Here is an 18,979-nt window from a genome sequence, read left to right as displayed (position 1 = left end):
AAAAAAATAATTATAATATGTCTATTAAAATAGGAATTAATGGAATTGGTAGAATAGGTAAATTAATTTTACTTTCTGCCATAAATAGGAAAAATATGGAAGTTTTATGTATAAATGATTTAATGTCTATAGAATATTTATCTTATATATTAAAACATGATTCTGTTCATCAACAGATCCGAAATAATAAAATTTTTATTGAAAAAAATAATTTTTTAATTATAAATGGAAATAAAATTAAAGTTACTAATGAAAAAGATCCTGAAAATTTATCATGGGGGACAATGGGGGTAGAATATGTAATTGAATCTACAGGTCTTTTTTTAACAAGAGATTTTATTAAAAATCATTTTAAATCTGGGGCAAAAAAAGTAATATTATCTGCTCCTCCAAAAGATAACGATATTCCAATGTTTATTATGGGAGTTAATCATGAAAAAATAGATAAAAATGATAATATTATATCTAATGCTTCATGTACAACAAATTGTTTATCTCCTATTGTTAAAGTTTTAAATGATAAATTTGGAATAATAAAAGGATTTATGACTACTATACATGCAAGTACAGCTAGTCAAAAAGTAGTAGATTCTGTTTCAAATAAAGATTGGAGATCTGGTAGATCATCATTAATTAATATAATTCCTGCAGCTACAGGAGCTGCTAATTCAGTAGGAAAAATTATACCTAGTTTAAACGGGAAATTAACAGGAATGGCTTTTAGAGTTCCAATATCTAATGTATCAGTATTAGATTTTACTGTTTGTCTTAAAAATAATGTTAATTATGATGATATAAAATATGAGATGAAAAATGCATCTGAAACTAATTTAAATGGAATATTAGGATACACTGAGGAAAATGTAGTTTCTACAGATTTTTTAGGAGATAGTAGAATATCTATATTTGATGCAAATGCAAGCATGATGTTAACTCCAAATTTTATTAAGATAATATCTTGGTATGATAATGAATTCGGATATTCAAATAAATTATTAGATCTTATTAGTTACATGAATAAAATTAGCAATAAATAATTAATTGGATAATTAAGGAATGAATTTAATGGAACAAAATTTATTTTTTTTTCTTTTAAATATAAAATTTTTTAATCCATTACTTATTATTAAATGTGGAGATTTTATAAATGTATTATATAAAGATATTTGATCAAATGTTTTTTGTGTTATTATATTGTAAATTGATTTACATTCAATAATTATATGAGGTTTATTATTTTTTTTTACTAAAATATCTAATCTTTTATAAAAAAATTTATTTATATATATAGGAAATTCTAATAAAATATTTGAAATACTATAACTTTTTATTTTTCTCAATAGAAAAATTATATATTGACGTGTAACTTCTTCTTTTTTATAAAGAAAAAATTTTTTTCTAATCACACAGTATATATATATTTTTTTCCCCTTTTTTTTTAAAAAAAGATGTTTTTTTATAAAAAAAGATAATGTATCCATATTATATTATTAATTGAATATGTTTATTAAGTTAAAAAAAATATGAATAATAAAATACATAATTGTGTAATTATAGGATCTGGACCAGCAGGTTATTCCTCTTCTATTTATGCAGCTAGATCTGGTTTAAATCCAATTATTTTATCTGGTAATTTACCTGGAGGACAATTAATTAATACAAATTATATTGATAATTATTTAGGATTTCCAAATGGAATTAATGGAAGTAAATTTATGGATAATTGTAAAAAACAGGCAGAACGTTTTAATGTTAAAATATTAAATGAATCTGCCTTTAAAGTAGATTTAAGTAATAAGGTAGGTGGAATTCATAAAATATTTTTTGGAAAAGAAAAAAATAATTTTTTTTTGAGTAAAGGAATTATTATTGCTACTGGATCTACTCCAAAAACTCTTGGAATTAAAAAAGAAAAAAAATTATTAGGATCAGGTATTTCTTTTTGTGCTGTTTGTGATGGATTTTTTTATAAAAAAAAAAATGTAGCAATAGTAGGTGGTGGAGATACAGCATTAGAATATGCAAATTATCTCTCAAGAATTTGTAAAAAAGTTTATTTGTTAGTTAGAAAAAATTATTTAAAAGCTTCTAAAATATTACAAAATAATGTTATAAATAATAATAATATTACTATTTTATTTAAATCAACTATATCAGATATTATAGGAGATAATGTGTTAGAAGGTATTAAAATATTTAATTATAATACAAAAAATTATGAATTAAAACAAATTAGTGGACTATTTATTGCCATAGGTCATTATCCAAACACAATTCTTTTTAAGAATAAATTAGATTTGGATAGTAAAGGGTTTATAATTGTTAAAAATGGAGGAACAAATACTAGTGTCCCAGGAATTTTTGCAGCTGGTGATGTTAAAGATTCTAATTATAAACAAGCTATAACTTCTGCCAGTAGTGGATGTATGGCAGCATTAGATTTAGAAAAATATTTATATTCATTATAAGAATTTTTTATGAAAAATTTTTTAAAATTTTTAATATCTCATTCAAAATCTTATGGATTTATTTTCCCTTCTAATGAAATTTATGGAGGAATAAATGCTATTTATGATTATGGACAATATGGTATAGAACTAAAAAACAATATAAAAGAATTTTGGTGGAAATCAATGACTCAACTAAATGAAAATATAGTTGGAATTGACTCATCAATATTAACACATTCAAATGTGTTAAAGTCATCTGGACATATTGATGAATTCAAAGAATTATTAGTTTATAATAAAAATTCTAAAAAAAAGTACCAAGTTCATCTATTGATTGAAAATCATATAAAAAAATTTTTTAAAAATGATAATGAACAAATAAATAAAATTTTAATTCGTTTAAATGAATATTTTAAAAAAAAAGATACGTTAAATATAATTAATTTAATTAACGAATTAAATATACATGATCCAATTAGTGGAAATAAAAAAGATAAAATTTGGACAAATATTCATTTTATGAATATGATGTTTGAAATAAAAAATTCTAAAAATTTATTTCTTCGTCCAGAAACAGCACAAGGAATTTTTTGTAATTTTATAAATGTACAAAAATCCAGTAGAATGAAAATCCCATTTGGGATAGCTCAAATAGGAAAATCATTTAGAAATGAAATTATTGCAAGACAATTTCTTTTTAGATTAAGAGAATTTGAACAAATGGAAATGCAGTTTTTTATTAATCCAAAAGAAGAAAAAAAATGGTATAAATATTGGAAAAATATACGATTAAAATGGCATAATTCGTTAAATTTGGGAAAAAATAAATACAGACTAATTGATCACAAAAATTTAGCACATTATGCTAGTTTAGGTGTTGATATAGAATTTAATTATCCTTTTGGTTTTAGAGAATTAGAAGGAATTCATTCTAGAAGAGATTTTGATTTAAAAAAGCATGAATTATTTACTAACAAAAAATTTATTATAAATAATAATAAAAAAGTTAAATATACGCCTTATGTTATAGAAACGTCTTTAGGATTAGATCGTTTATTTATGGCTATATTGTCTTCTTCTTTAAAAGAAGAAAAATTAGATAATGGAAAAAAACGTACAATATTAAAAATTCCTCCTTGTTTATCTCCTGTAAAAGCTGCTATTTTACCATTAGTAAAAAAGGATGGAATTCCAGATATTGCAAATAAAATATTTCATAATGAAAAAATAAATCATAATATAATTTATGATTATAAAGATTCGATTGGAAAATTATATAGGAGACAAGATGCAATAGGAACACCATTATGTTTTACTGTAGATTATAAAACTATAGAAAACAATACTGTAACTATACGTTATAGAGATAATATGAACCAAGAAAGAATTCATATAAACGAAATTTCAAATAAAATAGAATTAGAAACTGGATTAAAAAATATATTAAAAAAATTATTAAATAACTAATTTATAATTTAATATATCAAATTAATTTTTTATTTCTTATTTCAATAAGAAAACGTTTTTTTAAAATAATTTCTATCTTTTTCATATATGTATCTATAAAATTTTTTGTTAAGGTGGTTTTTTTACTCTCAAAATAAAAACTTATAGTATAAGATTTTTTTGAAATTGGAATATTTTTTCCTCTATATAAATCATATATATATATATTTTTTATTATTTCATTTTTTTCATTTTTAATAAAATTATTTAATTCTTCAAATGATATATTATCATCAATAATAAACGAAATATCTCTTTTTATTATTGGATATTTAGATATAGGTTTGTATATAATTTTATTATTTATTATTATTGAAATTATATATTCCCAATCCCATTCTGAATAAAATATTTCGTAATTATTAGTGTATATATTTTTAATTTTTCCAATAATAACTAATAATTTTTTTTTATATAAAATTGATAAACAATTTTCTAAAAAAGAATGTTCTAAATTCTTTTGTATATAATCATTAATACCTATTCTTTTAAAAATTTGTTCAATAATTCCTTTTAAATAGAAAAAATCTAAAATTTTATAATTTTTTTGTATCTCTGATACAGATAAAATAAGTTTTTTAGATTCTATATAACAATTATTATTATTATAATAAATTTTTCCTATTTCAAATAATTTTATTCCATTATCTTTTATAAGATGTCTATTATGATTATAATTATATATTATACAATCTACCATACTAAATAACATAGTTGGACGTAATATTTTATTATTATATATATCTATATTAGAATTAATTATTTTTATTATTTTTCTATTTAATTTATTAAGTTCAAATAATTCTTTTTCATTATAATTCCTAATAGTGGAACTAATAATTTCTTTAAATCCATAATATGTCAACTGTTCTGAAATAATTTTTTGTATTTCATTTTCTGTTGTACATAAATTATAATTAATTGGGACATAATTAATATTATCAATTCCTTTTATATTACTTATTCCATATATTCGTAATATTTCTTCTATTAAATCTATTTCTCTTTTTATATCTGTTCTACATGTAGGAATAGAAACTAATAAATAATTTTTTTCTTCTTTATTTATATATACTTTTAATAAAAGTAAAATTTTTTTAATATCTTTTTTTTTTATTTTTTCTCCAATTATTTTTGATATTTTATCATAGTTTAATTTAATAATTATAGGTTTTAATCTATTTGGATAGATATCTATAATTTTAGATATTTCACAATTAATTTTCATTATTTTTTTTATAAGAAAAAATAACCTATTTAATACATAAATAGTTTTATTTGGATCAATTTCTTTCTCAAGTAAAAATTGAGATTTTGTATTAAAAAGATATTTTTTCCTTATTAAATAAATATAAGATGGATCAATACATATAATACCTATAAAGATATTATTAGTATTTTTATCAATACATCCATATTTTCCATTATTTAATACTCCTCCTAAAGATAATATTTCTTGTTTATCAGAAATTATTATTTCGTTTTCATCTAATTTTATTAGATTATTATTTTCTGTTAAAAAGTTGTTTTTTTTATTTAAATTTTTTATGAAAATTTTATTTTCTATTATTTTATCTAAATCAAATAAATGTATAGGTACACCTAATTCTGATATTGTATAATTTATTATATCAATAATATTGTTAACACTATTAATTCCTATAGATTTTAAACTATGAGTTAACCAATAAGGAGATGAATCTATTTTTAAGTTTAAAATAGATGCTCCAGTATACCTTATAAAAAAATTATTTTTTTTTAATTTTTCTTCTAAAAAAATTGAAACATTATTTTTTATACATGTTTTATACGAATTTTTATATAATTTTAATTCTTTTATTGAAATATTATAATTATTAAATTTTAAAAATGCATATATATCTCTTGCTATACCATAATGACTCATTATATCATGACGGTTAGGGGTAAATTCTATATTTAGAATAAAATCTTTTTTATTGTCTTTATCATATATTTTTTCATAATTTTTTATTGTTAATCCTATATTCGATAATATTTCAAAAAATTTTTTTTCATAAAAATTTATGGGATATACATATTTTTTTATCCAATTAAATGATATTTTCATTATGAAAAATTTATTATTAAAATAGCGTGAGGGGGAATTGAACCCCCGACCTTTGGGTTATGAATCCAATGCTCTAACCAATCTGAGCTATCACGCCTAAATATATTTTTTATTTCAATATATAATATATTTATATTTTATATAATATTATTAATATATTTTTTTTATGATTATTGATTTAAGTGGATTAAGAAAAAATTACTATAATGATTACTGTCAAAAAATACCAAGAAATCCATTTCAATTATTTCATTATTGGTTTCAATATGAAAAATCTTTTTATAAATCAAAAAAAAAAGAAATTAATGCAATGTCTTTATCTACTATAGGAAAAGATGGTTGTCCTGAAACTAGAATTGTTTTATTAAAAGAATATTCTAATAAAGGTTTTATTTTTTATACAAACTATTATAGTTCTAAAGGTATTTCAATTAGAATTTATCCAAGGGTTTGTTTATCTTTTTTTTGGGAAAAAACATCAAGACAAATAATAATTAAAGGAGTAACATCTAAAATAGATAGAAAAAAATCTGATATATATTTTAATAAACGTCCAATTAATAATAATTTAGGATGTTGGGCGTCTAGACAGAGTTCTATTATTACATCTAGAAAATATTTATTAAATAAATATAAAAAATGGAAAAAATTTTTTGAAAATAAAAATATAACTAGACCTTTTTATTGGGGAGGATACTTAGTATATCCGTATAAAATGGAATTTTGGCAAGGAAAGTCAAACAGATTACATGATAGACTATCTTATGAATTACAAGATAATAAAAAATGGTTAATACGAAGATTATCTCCATAAATAAAGATAAAGTTTTTTGTAAAAACTTTATCTTTTAATTTTATTTATAAGTTTGTTAATTCTGCTCCTATTTTAAATTTAGCTACTTTTTTTCCAGGAATATATATTTTTTTTCCAGTTCTAGGATTAACACCGTTTCTAGGATTTCTTTTTACCACAGAAAATGTTCCAAATCCAACAAGAGTAACTTTCTCTCCTTTTTTCAAAGATTCAATTATTGTTTTAATAAGTGCATCAGTAACGCTTTTTGCTTTTATTTTTGTTATTCCAGTTTTTTCTGCTATTGAATTAACCAATTCTGTTTTATTCATAATTGTAAATTTTAATTAATTATAAAACAAGATTATAATTAATAGAAACAAATATAATAAATAACTAATATCTAATTGTTATAATTGTTATTTAACAAATAGATTTTTTTTTATTTTTATTCCATTAATAAATTTTTTTATATTCATTTTTTTTTTACCTTCTATTTGACATTCTAAAATATTAATAAATCCTTCTTTAACAGATATAAACATATTATATAAATTTATAAATACCAATCCTATTGAATAATTATGAATTTTTTTTTCTTTTTTAACAAAAAATATTTTAAATCTATAAAATTTTTTATTTAAATATAATAATGTCCATGCTGAAGGAGATGGACTTAATCCCCTTATTTTATTATAAATAGTATCAATAGATAAAGACCACTTAATTCTACAATCTTTTGTATATATTTTTGGAGCATTTTTTGTATGTATTTTATCATCATTTTTTATGTAATACATTTTTTTTCTTTCATTGGAAAAATTTTTATTTTTTAAAATTTTATTTATGCTTGATATAATTATTGATCCACTATAATATTGTAATTTTTCTTGCAATTCACCAGCTGTTTCATTATCTTCTATTTTTATTTCTTTTTGTAATATTATTTTACCACAATCTATTTTTTCTTCTACAAAAAAAACAGTTAATCCAGTTCTATTTTCTCCATTAATTATCACCCAATTAATTGGAGCTGCTCCCCGATATTTAGGTAACAAAGATGGATGTAAATTAATTGTCCCAAGTTTGGGAAGATTCCATATTTTTTTTGGAAGAAATTTAAAAGAAACAACTATATATAAATCAGCATTAATAATTTTTATTTTTTTTATAAATATTGGGTCTAATAATTTTTTAGGTTGTAACAATGTTATTTTTTTTTCTAATGAATATATTTTTACAGGATTATATTTCTTATTGTCTGGATTAGTAATTATTCCAACAATATTATATTTTTTTATATATAATTCTTTTAAAGAAGAAACAGAAAATTTATCAGATCCTATAAAAATAATTTTAGGAAATTTTTTCATATAATTTATTTGTAATTTAAATTCACTATTTTTATCTTGTGTTTTTGTAAAAAAAAGATTCATTGATTTTTGAAAATCAAATATATAAAAATTAAGAATATTACCTTTTTGTTTTAAAATATTACAATTATTATGTATTGGACTTTAGAATTAGTTTCTCACTTAGAAGACGCACCTTGGCCAGCAACAAAAGAAGAACTTATAGATTTTGCAATTAGGACTGGTGCTCCATTAGAAGTAGTTGAAAACTTGCAACAACTAGAAAATGGAGAAGGAGAAATTTTTGAATCAATTGAAGATATATGGGCTGATTATCCTCGTGATGATGAGGATTTTTATTGGAATAGAGATGAATACGAACTTTAAAGAATAAACAATGGATAAATATTAATTTTTTCACACATATTAATGAATTTTATAAAGAAATTATTAAACAAGCTTTTATTAAATAAAAATGAAAAAGATCTAAAAGAAGTAGAAAAAATTTTAGATCAAATAAAAGAAAAAACTAAAGTAATATGTTCATTATCTAATGATGAACTAAGAAATAAAACTTTTTTACTGAAAAAGTTTATAAAAAATAATTTAAAAGAATTTGACCAAAAAGAAAAAATATTATTAGAAAAATCAAGAGAAAGTTGTTCTGTCCCAATCTTAGAAAAGATATACTCATCTATAGAAGAAATTAGAGAAAAATCATATAAAACTGAACAACAAATTTTATTAAAAATACTACCAGAATCATTTGCTATTATTAAAGAAACTGCAAAACGTTTCAAAAAAAATAAAAAAATTGTAGTAAAATCAACTTCTTTAGATAAAGAATTATCGAAAATAAGATCTTATATTTATTTACATAAAGAAAATTCTATTTGGGAAAACAAATGGAATGCATATGGTAAAAATATTATTTGGGATATGGTACATTACGATGTACAATTAATGGGTGGGATAATTTTACATCAAGGAAAAATAGCAGAAATGGCTACAGGAGAAGGAAAAACTTTTGTAGCTACTTTATCTGCTTATCTTAACGCTTTATCAGGAAAAGGAGTTCATATTGTTACAGTAAATAATTATCTATCTAGAAGAGATACTGAATGGATGGCTCCACTAATGGAGTTTCATGGATTGAGAGTAGATTGTATTGATAATTATTCTTATAATAATATCAAAATGCGTAAAAATGCATATATAGCTGATATAACTTATGGAACAAATAATGAATTTGGATTTGATTATTTACGTGATAATATGGTAAATAATAAAAAAGATTTAGTTCAAAGAAATTTAAATTATGCAATAATAGATGAAATAGATTCTGTATTAATAGATGAGGCACGGACGCCATTAGTAATATCAGGACCTGTAGATTCTGATAAAGACAATAAAAAAGAATTTGAAATATTTAAGGACAAAGTAAAAAATTTAGTAAAGAAACAAAATTCAATAGTAAATTTTTTTATAAAAGAATCTAAAAATTTAATAAAAAACAAAAAAATTAGATTAGGTGGATTTAGATTACTTCAAGCATATAGAGGATTACCAAAAAAAAAATCTTTAATTAAATTTCTAAGTGAAAAAAATATTCGTTCATTTTTACAAAAAGTAGAAGGACAATATATACAAGATTATGGAAAAGAAATGTATAAAGTAGATAAAGAATTATATTTTGTAATTGATGAGAAGAATAATACAGTAGAACTAACAGATAAAGGTATAGAATTTTTATCTAGAAATATAGAAGATCAAAAATTTTTTATATTATCAGATATTAACTTAGAAATTTATAATATAGAAAATAAAAATTTATCAAAAGAAGATGAAATAAAAGAAAAAGATTTTTTAATTAAAGATTTTTCTATTAAATCTCAAAGAATACATGTTATAAATCAATTACTTAAAGCTTATACATTATTTGAAAAAGACATAGATTATGTTGTACTAGGAAATAGAGTTAAAATAGTTGATGAACAAACAGGTAGAATTATGGAAGGAAGACGTTATTCTGATGGTTTACATCAAGCTATAGAAGCAAAAGAAAATGTATATGTAGAATCTTCTAGTCAAACTTTTGCTACTATAACTTTACAAAATTATTTCAGAATGTATAAAAAAATATCTGGAATGACAGGAACTGCAGAAACAGAATCAGGAGAATTTTGGCATATCTATAAACTAGATGTTGTGGTCATACCTACTCATAATCCTATAAAAAGAATAGATTTACAAGATCTTGTTTTTAAAACAAAGAGAGAAAAATATAATTCTATAATAGAAAAAATTATTTCTCTTTCTAGAAAAGAAAATCGTCCTGTTTTAGTTGGTACTACTTCTGTAGAGGTATCAGAATTATTGAGTAGAACATTAAATTTTAGAAAAATAAAACATAATGTTTTAAACGCTAAATTACATGAAAAAGAAGCAGAAATAATAGCAAAAGCTGGTTTACCAGGTTATGTAACAATAGCTACAAATATGGCTGGAAGAGGTACAGATATTAAATTATGTAAAGAAGTAATAAATAATGGAGGATTAGCTGTTTTAGGAACAGAAAGACATGATTCTAGAAGAGTAGATAATCAATTAAGAGGAAGATCTGGAAGACAAGGAGATCCAGGTAGTAGTCAATTCTACATATCTTTAGAAGATGATTTGATACGTTTATTTTTTGATTCAGAAAGACTTTCTAGATTAATGGATAAATTTGGTCATAAAGAAGGAGATGTTATTCAACATTCTTTATTAACAAAATCTATTGAAAAAGCTCAAAAAAAAATAGAAGACAATAATTTTAGTATTAGAAAACGATTATTAGACTATGATGATGTTATTAATAAACAAAGAGAATTTATTTATAAAAAGAGAAAAAATGCATTGTATGGGGATAAATTAGATTTAGATATATCAAATATGATATATGTTTTATTGAAGATTATGATTTATATGAATAAATCTAATAATAATTTTGATAATTTAAGATTTGATTTTTTTCAAATATTTGGTATTGAATGTTTAATAGAAAAAGATCAATTTTTTCTAAATAGAATAGATTATGTTGAAAATGTTCATGATTATATTGTAGAATATTATGAAAAAAGAAAAAAAAATATAATTACAAATTATATAAATCCATATATATATGAAAAAATTTATAAAAATATAGATTTATATCAAATACAAGTAATGTTTTCTAATGGAAATAGAAATATTTTATGCACATCTAGTTTAAATGATTTTAATATTACTAAAGGAAAATCATTATTCTTAGAACTTGAAAAAAAATCTATATTATTTTTTGTAGATGAAACATGGAGAGATCATTTAAAAGAAATGGATAGTTTAAGATTTTCAGTTCAAAATGCAGTTTTTGAACAAAAAGATCCTCTTATAGTTTATAAACAAAATGCATTTAATTTATTTCAAGATAGAATTTATGATATTAATAAAAAAATACTTTCTTTTTTATTTAAATCTAATTTATTAATAAATAGTTTATCATCTATATTTGAAAATGATAAAAATAAACTTGGTAGAAATAATAGAATTAATATTCGTAATATTGATACTGGAGAAATGAAAATAATTAAATTTAAACAATATGATTTTTTTTTGAAACAAGGAAAATGGATTATAGAATATTCTGATGATTAAATATAATATAAATAAATAGATATGAAAAAATTAATAAAAAAATTAATATGTGTATTTTTTTTATTATTATTTCAATAGTCATATTTTCTTATTTTTTAATAAGTTTTACATCAAGAAATAAAAATTATGATTCTATTGAAAAAATTCCATATAATAATTTTGGAATAGTATTAGGTACATCAAAGTATTTACATGGAGGTGGAGTAAATTATTACTTTAAATCCAGAATGGATGCAATTCAATTACTTTTTTATAAAAAAAAAATACAATATATTATTGTTAGTGGAGATAATAAAGAAGAAAATTATAATGAACCAAAAATGATGAAAATAGAACTAATAAAAAGAGGAATACCATCAAATATTATATATGAAGATTTATATGGAATTAATACAATGAATTCTATAATAAGAGCCTATAAAATTTTTCATCAAAAAAAATTTACAATTGTGTCTCAAAAATTTCATAATGAAAGAGCAATTTTTTTTGGAAAATATCTAGGATTAGATGTGGTAGCATTTAATGCTAAAAATTTAACTACTTATAGTAGTAAAATATATTTTAGAGAAATATTTTCTAGAATTAAAATTTTTTTAAGAATTTTTTTTCATTTAGAACTATATAAAAAGTTTCTAAAAATATTTTCATTATTACAATTTTTTGTATCTATTTCTAATAAAAATGGATAATTGGATTTCTTCCAAAAAAATGATAAAATATATCTTAATCTATTTAAATCAGATACTTTATTATAATTCCATTTATACATTTTACATAATTCATATGCACATAAATTATGTTTTGTTTCAAAAAAATTAAATGTTTTTTTTGAAAATTTTTTATTTAAAATTATTTTAAAAATATTTCCACATTTGTTATTTATAAGTATTATTCTAAAATTTTTTGGTGTATAATTATTCCATAAGGCATTACTATCATAAAAAAAACTTATATCTCCAATAATTAATGTTACAATTTTTTTGCTTACTATTGAATATCCTATTGCGGTTGATACACTACCATCTATTCCTGATATGCCTCTATTACAATAAGATTGTATTTTATATTTTCTTTTACTAATAAATAATTGGTAATATCTTATAATCATACTATTTCCTAATTGTAAAATAGATTTTTTAGGAATTTTAGAAAAAATAAAAAAAAGAGCTTTTAAATCTGAAAAATTTTTTTCTTTTTTTATAAAAAAATTTTGCTTTTTTATTTTATCTTCTATTAAAACTTCCCAAGTTCTTTTATAATTAGAGTTAGGAAAATTTTTATTTTTTTCAATTATTTTAAAAAAATATTCAGGATTTATATTCCAGTATGAACTTAATTTAAAATAAGTATCAGGATAATTTTTACAATTATTACCAAGATGCCAATGATATTTAGGTGGGAATTTTCTTAATAAATATTTTATATTTTTAGATAATATATTTATTCCTATTGTTAATAAAATATTTGGTTTTAATATTTTTATCCATTTATTTATGTCTATACCATAAACAATTTGATCTATATTAGAAAATAATTTATTACTATTTATTTGTGAAGTTGTTTCAGAAAAAATAATTATTGATTCATCTAAACTAATTTTTTTTAAAACTTTAGTAAGTTTAGTTTTATTAATAAAATTATTTAATCCTAATAATATCATCTTTTTTTTACATTTATTCCATATTTTTTTTTCATTTAAAAATTGATTTTTTTTTTAATATATGTTTCTGTATAAAAAGTTTTTACAATATTAATATGTATTTTTATTTTATTAGTAATACCATAAAGTGGTTCGGAAAAAGGTATATTTATGTGTATAGGTTTATTTTTTAAAATACATTCATTTATTGATTCATTAATTAATTTATTATTATACCATATCCCCCTTTTAGATTCATCTTCAGTTAATTGAGTGAATTTTATTACATAATTTTGAAAAATATTTTCCTGATTCATAGATTGTCCATCATATATCGTAATAAATTCTTTAGGACGATCTGCTGTAACAATTATAATAGGAATATTTTGATAAAAGGATTCTATTATTGAAGGAAAATAATTTACTACAGAAGATCCAGAGGTACAACTAATTACAACAGGTTTTTTTAATTTTTGAGCCATACCTAAAGCAAAAAAACCTGCACATCTTTCATCTACAATACTATAAGTTTTAAATAATTTATTTTGAGTAAAATGTATAATAATTGGAGCATTTCTTGATCCAGGTGATATAATAATATTGAAAATTAATTTTGATTTTAAAACTTCTCCTAATATTTGTACTGTTTTCTTATTTGAATACATAAATTTATATTAATCCACCATTTACGTTTATTACTGAACCAGTAATATAACTAGAAAGATCTGAGGCAAGAAATAAAATACAATTTGATACTTCTTCTACAGTACCAGGTCTACCTAATGGTATTTTTTTTATCCAATTATTTTTTATATTTTCTTTTAAATTGTAATTCATTTTAGTATGTATATATCCAGGTGCTATAACATTACAACGAATATTTTTTTTACCAAATTCTTTAGCAATTGATTTAGTAAAACCAATAATACCTGCTTTAGAAGCAGCATAATTAGATTGTCCAGAATTACCTGTTATTCCAACAATAGAACTCATATTAATAATATTTCCACTTTTTCTTTTTATCATAGAATAATAAATTACATATTTAGTAATATTAAAAATAGAATAAAGATTTGTTTTTATTACATCATTCCAATTATCATCAGACATTCTTATTAAAAAAGAATCTCTTACAATTCCAACATTGTTAACTAATATATCTACGAATTCATATTTTTTTATTATAGTTTTAATAAATTCCTTTGATGAATTACTATTTGATAAATTAACTTTATATCCTATTGCCATTCCTTTTAGTTTTTTTTCCAAATTTTTTGCGTTTTTTTTTGAAGAAAAAAATGTAAAAATTACAATAGCTCCATGTTTAACAAATTTCTTTACTATAGATTGACCTATATCACCTGATCCTCCTGTTACTATTATTATTTTTTTTTTTAAAAGTTGCATGAATTTTTTTATTAATAATTTTTAAAATTAAATTTATTTTATCATTATAATATAAACTATTATCTATTTCTATATGATTAAAAGATTTTTTCAAAGGAGAAATTATTCTATTAATGTCAATTTCATCTCTATATAAAATATTGTTTTTTATATCTTCATAAGAAATTTCTCTTATTCCTTTTTTTATAAAGTCTTTATATCTTCTATAAGAACGAGTTTCTAAAGATCCATTAATAAAAAATTTTAATTCTGATTCAGGAAAAATACAATTTCCAATATCTCTTCCATCAACTACAATTCCTTTTTTATCCCCAATATTTTTTTGTATAGAAGTTAATATTTTTCTTATTTCTGGTATTCTAGATATTAATGGAACTTTTTTTGTTACCTCCATTGATCTAATTTCATCTTTAATTTTTTCATTATTTAAAATAATATTCATATTATCTAATTTATCATTCCAATAAAATTTCCATTTTAAATTTTTTATAAATGGAATAAAATTATTAATATTCCATAAATCACTATTAAATACATTTTTTCTTATTGCTAGTAATGTAATACATCTATAAATTGCGCCAGTATCTATATATTTATAATGTAATTTTTTTGATATTATTTTTGATAAAGTACTTTTACCAGATGAAGAAAATCCATCAATAGAAATAATAATTTTATTATTTTCCATATATATTTTTAATTAATAAAATTTATAAGATAATAATTTATAAAATAGTTTTACTGCTAAAAAATCTGTACGAAATTCATTTTTATGTGGTAAAAGTTCAACAATATCAAATCCTACTACATTTTTTATATTAAAAACATTTTTAAATAATTTTAAACTAGTGTACCAGTCTAATCCACCAGGTTCAGGAGTACCAGTAGCAGGTGCTATACTAGGATCAAAAACATCTATATCAATACTAATAAATACATTGTAAGATAACTTATTAATAATATCATCAATCCAAGAGTCGTTATTACAATTAAAAATATTATGCATGTATAATATATTTTTTTTTTGAATAAAATTTTTTTCTATTATATCCATGCTACGTATACCTACTTGTATTAGAGAATGTTTTTTTGAAGCTTCATGCATAGAACATGCATGATTATATGGATTACCATTATATATTGGTCTTAAATCTGCATGTGCATCCATATGAAGAATACTAATATCTGAATATTTTTCACCAAAAGCACGAATACTACCTATTGATATAGAGTGATCTCCTCCTATTAATGTGATAAATTTTTTTTTTGATAAAAATTTTTTTGTTATATAATAAACTTTCTTAACCATTTCTTCTGATGAATTTGAGTTTGTTTTTATATAAGGAGTAACAAATATACCTTTCTTATAAACTTCATAATCAGTTTCAATATCATATAATTCTATGTAATTAGATGCATTAAAAAATGCGTTAGGTCCATATTTAGCCCCCTTTTTCCATGTTTGTGTATAATCATATGGTACCGGAATTATAACTATATTGGAATTTTTTAAATTTGAATATTTGTATGATATATTAGAAAAATTTTTTTTTATTTTCATATTTTTTTATATCCCAATATTTTTAATATATCTTTTGGTTTTTGATTTTTTCTAAAAATTTTATATATAAAATTTTTTTTATTTTTATCTATTAAAACATGAATAGGTTGAGGTATTAAACAATGATGAACTCCTCCATATCCACTAATTGTATCTTGATACGCACCTGTATTAAAAAATCCTATATATAATGGAGCATTCTTACAAAAACTAGGAAGATATATAGCATTTATATGTTGTTCTGAATTGTAATAATCATCACTATCACATGTTAATCCTCCTAAAAAAACTCTCTCGTAAGAATAATTCCAACGATTTATCGCTAGCATAATAAATCTTCTACTTATTGCCCAAGTATCAGGAAGTGTAGTCATAAATGAACTATTTATCATATTCCATTTTTCTCTATCATTTTGACATTTTTGATTTAATATTTTATATAAAATTCCTCCACTTTCTCCTACTGTATAAGAACCAAATTCTGTATATATATGAGGAACAGATACATTTTCTTCTTGACAAAATTTTTTTATTTGATAAATAATCTCATTCGCCATGTATTCGTAATCATATTTAAATGACATAGATGTTTTTATTGGAAACCCACCACCTATATTTAATATTTCCAATTCAGGAGCTATTTTTTTTAATTTTGCATAAATATGTAAACATTTAAATAATTCATTCCAATAATAAGCGGTATCTTTTATTCCTGTATTTATAAAAAAATGCAACATTTTTAATTCTACTTTTGAATTATTTTTAATTTTATTCAAATAAAATATAATAATATCTTTATATCCTATTCCTAATCTAGATGTATAAAATTCAAATTTAGGTTCTTCTTCAGAAGCTATTCGTATTCCTAATTTAAAAGATGAATTAATAGTTGAACTAAGTTTTTCTAATTCATCATAATTATCAAGTATAGGTACAGTATTATAAAATCCATTATTAATTAATTCTGATATATTATATATGTAATTTTCAGTTTTAAATCCATTACATATAATCTCCATATTCTTATCAATTTTTCCTTTTTTATAAATATTTTTTACTATATCTATATCATAAGCAGATGAAATTTCTATACTAATATTATTTTTTAGTACTTCTTCTAAAATAAATGAAAAATGAGAACTTTTAGTACAAAAACAATAAGTATATTTATTATTATAATGGTTAGAATGAATTGCTTTTTTAAACCACTTTTTTGCGTTTTTTATATTTTGAGATATTTTAGGTAAATATGTGAATTTTAGTGGTGTTCCATATTTTTTTATAAGTTCCATTAATGGAATTTTATGAAATTCTAGTAAATTATTTTTAATAGAAAATTCTTCAGTCGGAAATTCAAAAGTTTGATCTATTAAATCAATATATCTTATTTTCATTAAATTATAATAACTTTTATAGCTGTTTTTTTAACATTATAAATTTTTCTAAAAAAATATTTATATCTCCATTCATTACAGATTGTATATCTGAAGTTTCATAATTAGTTCTTAGATCTTTCACTAATTTATATGGATGCATAATATAATTTCGTATTTGATACCCCCATTCTATTTTTTTTTTTTCAGATTTTATTTTTTCTTTTTTACTATTTTTTTTTTTTATTTCTATCTCAAATAACCTTGATTTTAAAAGTTTTATAGCTTTTTCTCTATTCTGTATTTGAGATCTAGACTCTGTATTTTCTATAATTATTCCTGTAGGTAAATGACGTAATCTTACACCAGTTTCTACTTTATTTACATTTTGTCCACCAGCCCCCCCAGACCTAAAGGTTTCCCATTGAATATCTGAATTTTTTATTTCTATATTAATTTCATTATTTACAATTGGATAAACATAAACAGAAGAAAATGATGTATGTCTTCTTGAGTTACTATCAAATGGAGATATTCTTACTAATCTATGAACTCCATTTTCCCCATTTAAATATCCAAATGCATATTTTCCATTTATTTCTAATGTAATAGATTTAATTCCAGTAACATCTCCATACAAATAATGTATTTTATTTGTCATAAAATTATTTTTTTCTGCCCACATAATATACATTCTAGTTAGCATTGAAGTCCAATCACAACTTTCTGTTCCCCCTGCACCAGAAGAAATTTGTAATATAGCACTCAAATGATCTTCTTCAGAAAACATACTATTTAATTCTAAATTTGATATTAAACTATTAATTTTATATAATTGATTTTTATATTCTTTGTATGAATTATCTTCTACAGAAATTGAATATATTATTTTCAATTCTTCAAACGCTTCTTTAATTTTTGAAAATTTATCAATACATACTTTAATTTTACTAATTTGTTTATATATATTTTTTGAATTTCTTTTATTTTTTTTCCAAAAATTTATATTATTTATTTTTTTCTGTTTTTCGCAAAATTCTTTTTTTAGTTTATCTATTCTAAGTATTTTATGTATTTGATTAATTCTTTTTGATATGAACTTTATTTCTTCTTTTTTTATCATTTAAATTAAAT

Annotated in this window: 18 protein-coding genes and 1 tRNA gene; 7 read left to right on the top strand and 12 right to left on the bottom strand. The window is 20.7% G+C overall.

What is annotated here, in order from left to right; genetic code table 11:
* The first annotated feature begins 17 nt into the window (after nt 1-17).
* On the top strand, nt 18-1,037 hold the full coding sequence (gene gap, locus H0H34_RS02760; RefSeq protein ID WP_185873285.1) for a type I glyceraldehyde-3-phosphate dehydrogenase: 1,020 nt from the start codon (nt 18-20) through the stop codon (nt 1,035-1,037).
* Between the two features lie 12 nt (nt 1,038-1,049).
* Here the strand turns inward: gap and H0H34_RS02755 are convergent, their stop codons facing one another.
* Nucleotides 1,050-1,481, bottom strand: a complete 432-nt coding sequence (locus tag H0H34_RS02755; RefSeq protein ID WP_185873284.1) for a type I restriction enzyme HsdR N-terminal domain-containing protein — start codon at nt 1,479-1,481, stop codon at nt 1,050-1,052.
* Between the two features lie 42 nt (nt 1,482-1,523).
* On the opposite strand from H0H34_RS02755, the gene trxB reads away from it, so the two are divergent.
* Nucleotides 1,524-2,468, top strand: a complete 945-nt coding sequence (trxB, locus tag H0H34_RS02750) for a thioredoxin-disulfide reductase (RefSeq protein ID WP_185873283.1) — start codon at nt 1,524-1,526, stop codon at nt 2,466-2,468.
* 9 nt (nt 2,469-2,477) lie between these two features.
* Nucleotides 2,478-3,917 (top strand): glycine--tRNA ligase, encoded by a 1,440-nt coding sequence (locus tag H0H34_RS02745; protein WP_185873282.1) that lies wholly within the window; start codon nt 2,478-2,480, stop codon nt 3,915-3,917.
* 16 nt (nt 3,918-3,933) lie between these two features.
* Here the strand turns inward: H0H34_RS02745 and H0H34_RS02740 are convergent, their stop codons facing one another.
* Together H0H34_RS02740 and H0H34_RS02735 are read right to left on the bottom strand one after the other, a co-directional pair.
* Nucleotides 3,934-6,045, bottom strand: a complete 2,112-nt coding sequence (locus tag H0H34_RS02740) for a phenylalanine--tRNA ligase beta subunit-related protein (RefSeq protein ID WP_185873281.1) — start codon at nt 6,043-6,045, stop codon at nt 3,934-3,936.
* A gap of 22 nt (nt 6,046-6,067) precedes the next feature.
* Nucleotides 6,068-6,142 (bottom strand) — tRNA-Met (locus H0H34_RS02735).
* 69 nt (nt 6,143-6,211) lie between these two features.
* On the opposite strand from H0H34_RS02735, the gene pdxH reads away from it, so the two are divergent.
* Entirely contained in the window at nt 6,212-6,859 is a 648-nt protein-coding gene (pdxH, locus tag H0H34_RS02730) for a pyridoxamine 5'-phosphate oxidase (RefSeq protein WP_185873280.1), read from the top strand.
* Between the two features lie 44 nt (nt 6,860-6,903).
* On the opposite strand, the gene H0H34_RS02725 is transcribed toward pdxH, so the two are convergent.
* Nucleotides 6,904-7,170, bottom strand: coding sequence for an HU family DNA-binding protein (locus H0H34_RS02725; RefSeq protein WP_185873279.1), 267 nt, complete (start codon nt 7,168-7,170; stop codon nt 6,904-6,906).
* 87 nt (nt 7,171-7,257) lie between these two features.
* Nucleotides 7,258-8,274 carry a methionyl-tRNA formyltransferase gene (locus tag H0H34_RS02720; RefSeq protein WP_238785453.1) on the bottom strand — a complete coding sequence of 339 codons (1,017 nt, stop codon included), beginning with the start codon at nt 8,272-8,274 and terminating at the stop codon, nt 7,258-7,260.
* Between the two features lie 69 nt (nt 8,275-8,343).
* On the opposite strand from H0H34_RS02720, the gene H0H34_RS02715 reads away from it, so the two are divergent.
* Genes H0H34_RS02715 through H0H34_RS02705 form a run of 3 tightly spaced genes read left to right on the top strand, consistent with a single transcriptional unit; the run spans nt 8,344 to nt 12,554 of the window.
* A complete protein-coding gene (locus H0H34_RS02715; protein ID WP_185873278.1) occupies nt 8,344-8,577 on the top strand; it encodes a DUF2795 domain-containing protein in 234 nt (77 codons plus the stop codon).
* Nucleotides 8,578-8,619: 42 nt separating this feature from the next.
* Entirely contained in the window at nt 8,620-11,865 is a 3,246-nt protein-coding gene (secA, locus tag H0H34_RS02710; RefSeq protein WP_185873277.1) for a preprotein translocase subunit SecA, read from the top strand.
* A gap of 47 nt (nt 11,866-11,912) precedes the next feature.
* Nucleotides 11,913-12,554 (top strand): SanA/YdcF family protein, encoded by a 642-nt coding sequence (locus H0H34_RS02705; RefSeq protein WP_185873276.1) that lies wholly within the window; start codon nt 11,913-11,915, stop codon nt 12,552-12,554.
* Here the strand turns inward: H0H34_RS02705 and H0H34_RS02935 are convergent.
* The 7 genes from H0H34_RS02935 to prfB are packed head-to-tail and all read right to left on the bottom strand — an operon-like array spanning nt 12,473 to nt 18,968.
* Nucleotides 12,473-13,525: a thiamine pyrophosphate-binding protein gene (locus H0H34_RS02935; RefSeq protein ID WP_238785452.1), complete on the bottom strand. Its 1,053-nt coding sequence runs from the start codon at nt 13,523-13,525 to the stop codon at nt 12,473-12,475. The genes H0H34_RS02705 and H0H34_RS02935 overlap by 82 nt on opposite strands.
* 35 nt (nt 13,526-13,560) lie before the next feature.
* Nucleotides 13,561-14,169 carry a thiamine pyrophosphate-binding protein gene (locus H0H34_RS02930; RefSeq protein ID WP_238785451.1) on the bottom strand — a complete coding sequence of 203 codons (609 nt, stop codon included), beginning with the start codon at nt 14,167-14,169 and terminating at the stop codon, nt 13,561-13,563.
* 4 nt (nt 14,170-14,173) lie between these two features.
* Nucleotides 14,174-14,911 (bottom strand): 3-oxoacyl-ACP reductase FabG, encoded by a 738-nt coding sequence (gene fabG / locus H0H34_RS02695; RefSeq protein WP_185873275.1) that lies wholly within the window; start codon nt 14,909-14,911, stop codon nt 14,174-14,176.
* On the bottom strand, nt 14,862-15,599 hold the full coding sequence (gene cmk / locus H0H34_RS02690; protein WP_185873274.1) for a (d)CMP kinase: 738 nt from the start codon (nt 15,597-15,599) through the stop codon (nt 14,862-14,864). The genes fabG and cmk overlap by 50 nt, the downstream gene beginning before the upstream one ends.
* Nucleotides 15,600-15,611: 12 nt before the next feature.
* On the bottom strand, nt 15,612-16,472 hold the full coding sequence (gene speB, locus H0H34_RS02685; protein WP_185873273.1) for an agmatinase: 861 nt from the start codon (nt 16,470-16,472) through the stop codon (nt 15,612-15,614).
* On the bottom strand, nt 16,469-17,866 hold the full coding sequence (locus tag H0H34_RS02680; RefSeq protein WP_185873272.1) for a type III PLP-dependent enzyme domain-containing protein: 1,398 nt from the start codon (nt 17,864-17,866) through the stop codon (nt 16,469-16,471). Before H0H34_RS02680 ends, speB begins: the two co-directional genes overlap by 4 nt.
* Before the next feature lie 16 nt (nt 17,867-17,882).
* Complete coding sequence (gene prfB, locus H0H34_RS02675) at nt 17,883-18,968, bottom strand: peptide chain release factor 2 (protein ID WP_185873271.1); 1,086 nt, start codon at nt 18,966-18,968, stop codon at nt 17,883-17,885.
* Between the last annotated feature and the right edge of the window lie 11 nt (nt 18,969-18,979).

This window comes from Blattabacterium cuenoti (assembly GCF_014252375.1).
GTDB lineage: Bacteria > Bacteroidota > Bacteroidia > Flavobacteriales > Blattabacteriaceae > Blattabacterium > Blattabacterium cuenoti_AH.
The sequence above is the reverse complement of the archived record's forward strand: the minus strand, read 5'-3'. Positions and strand labels throughout refer to the sequence as shown.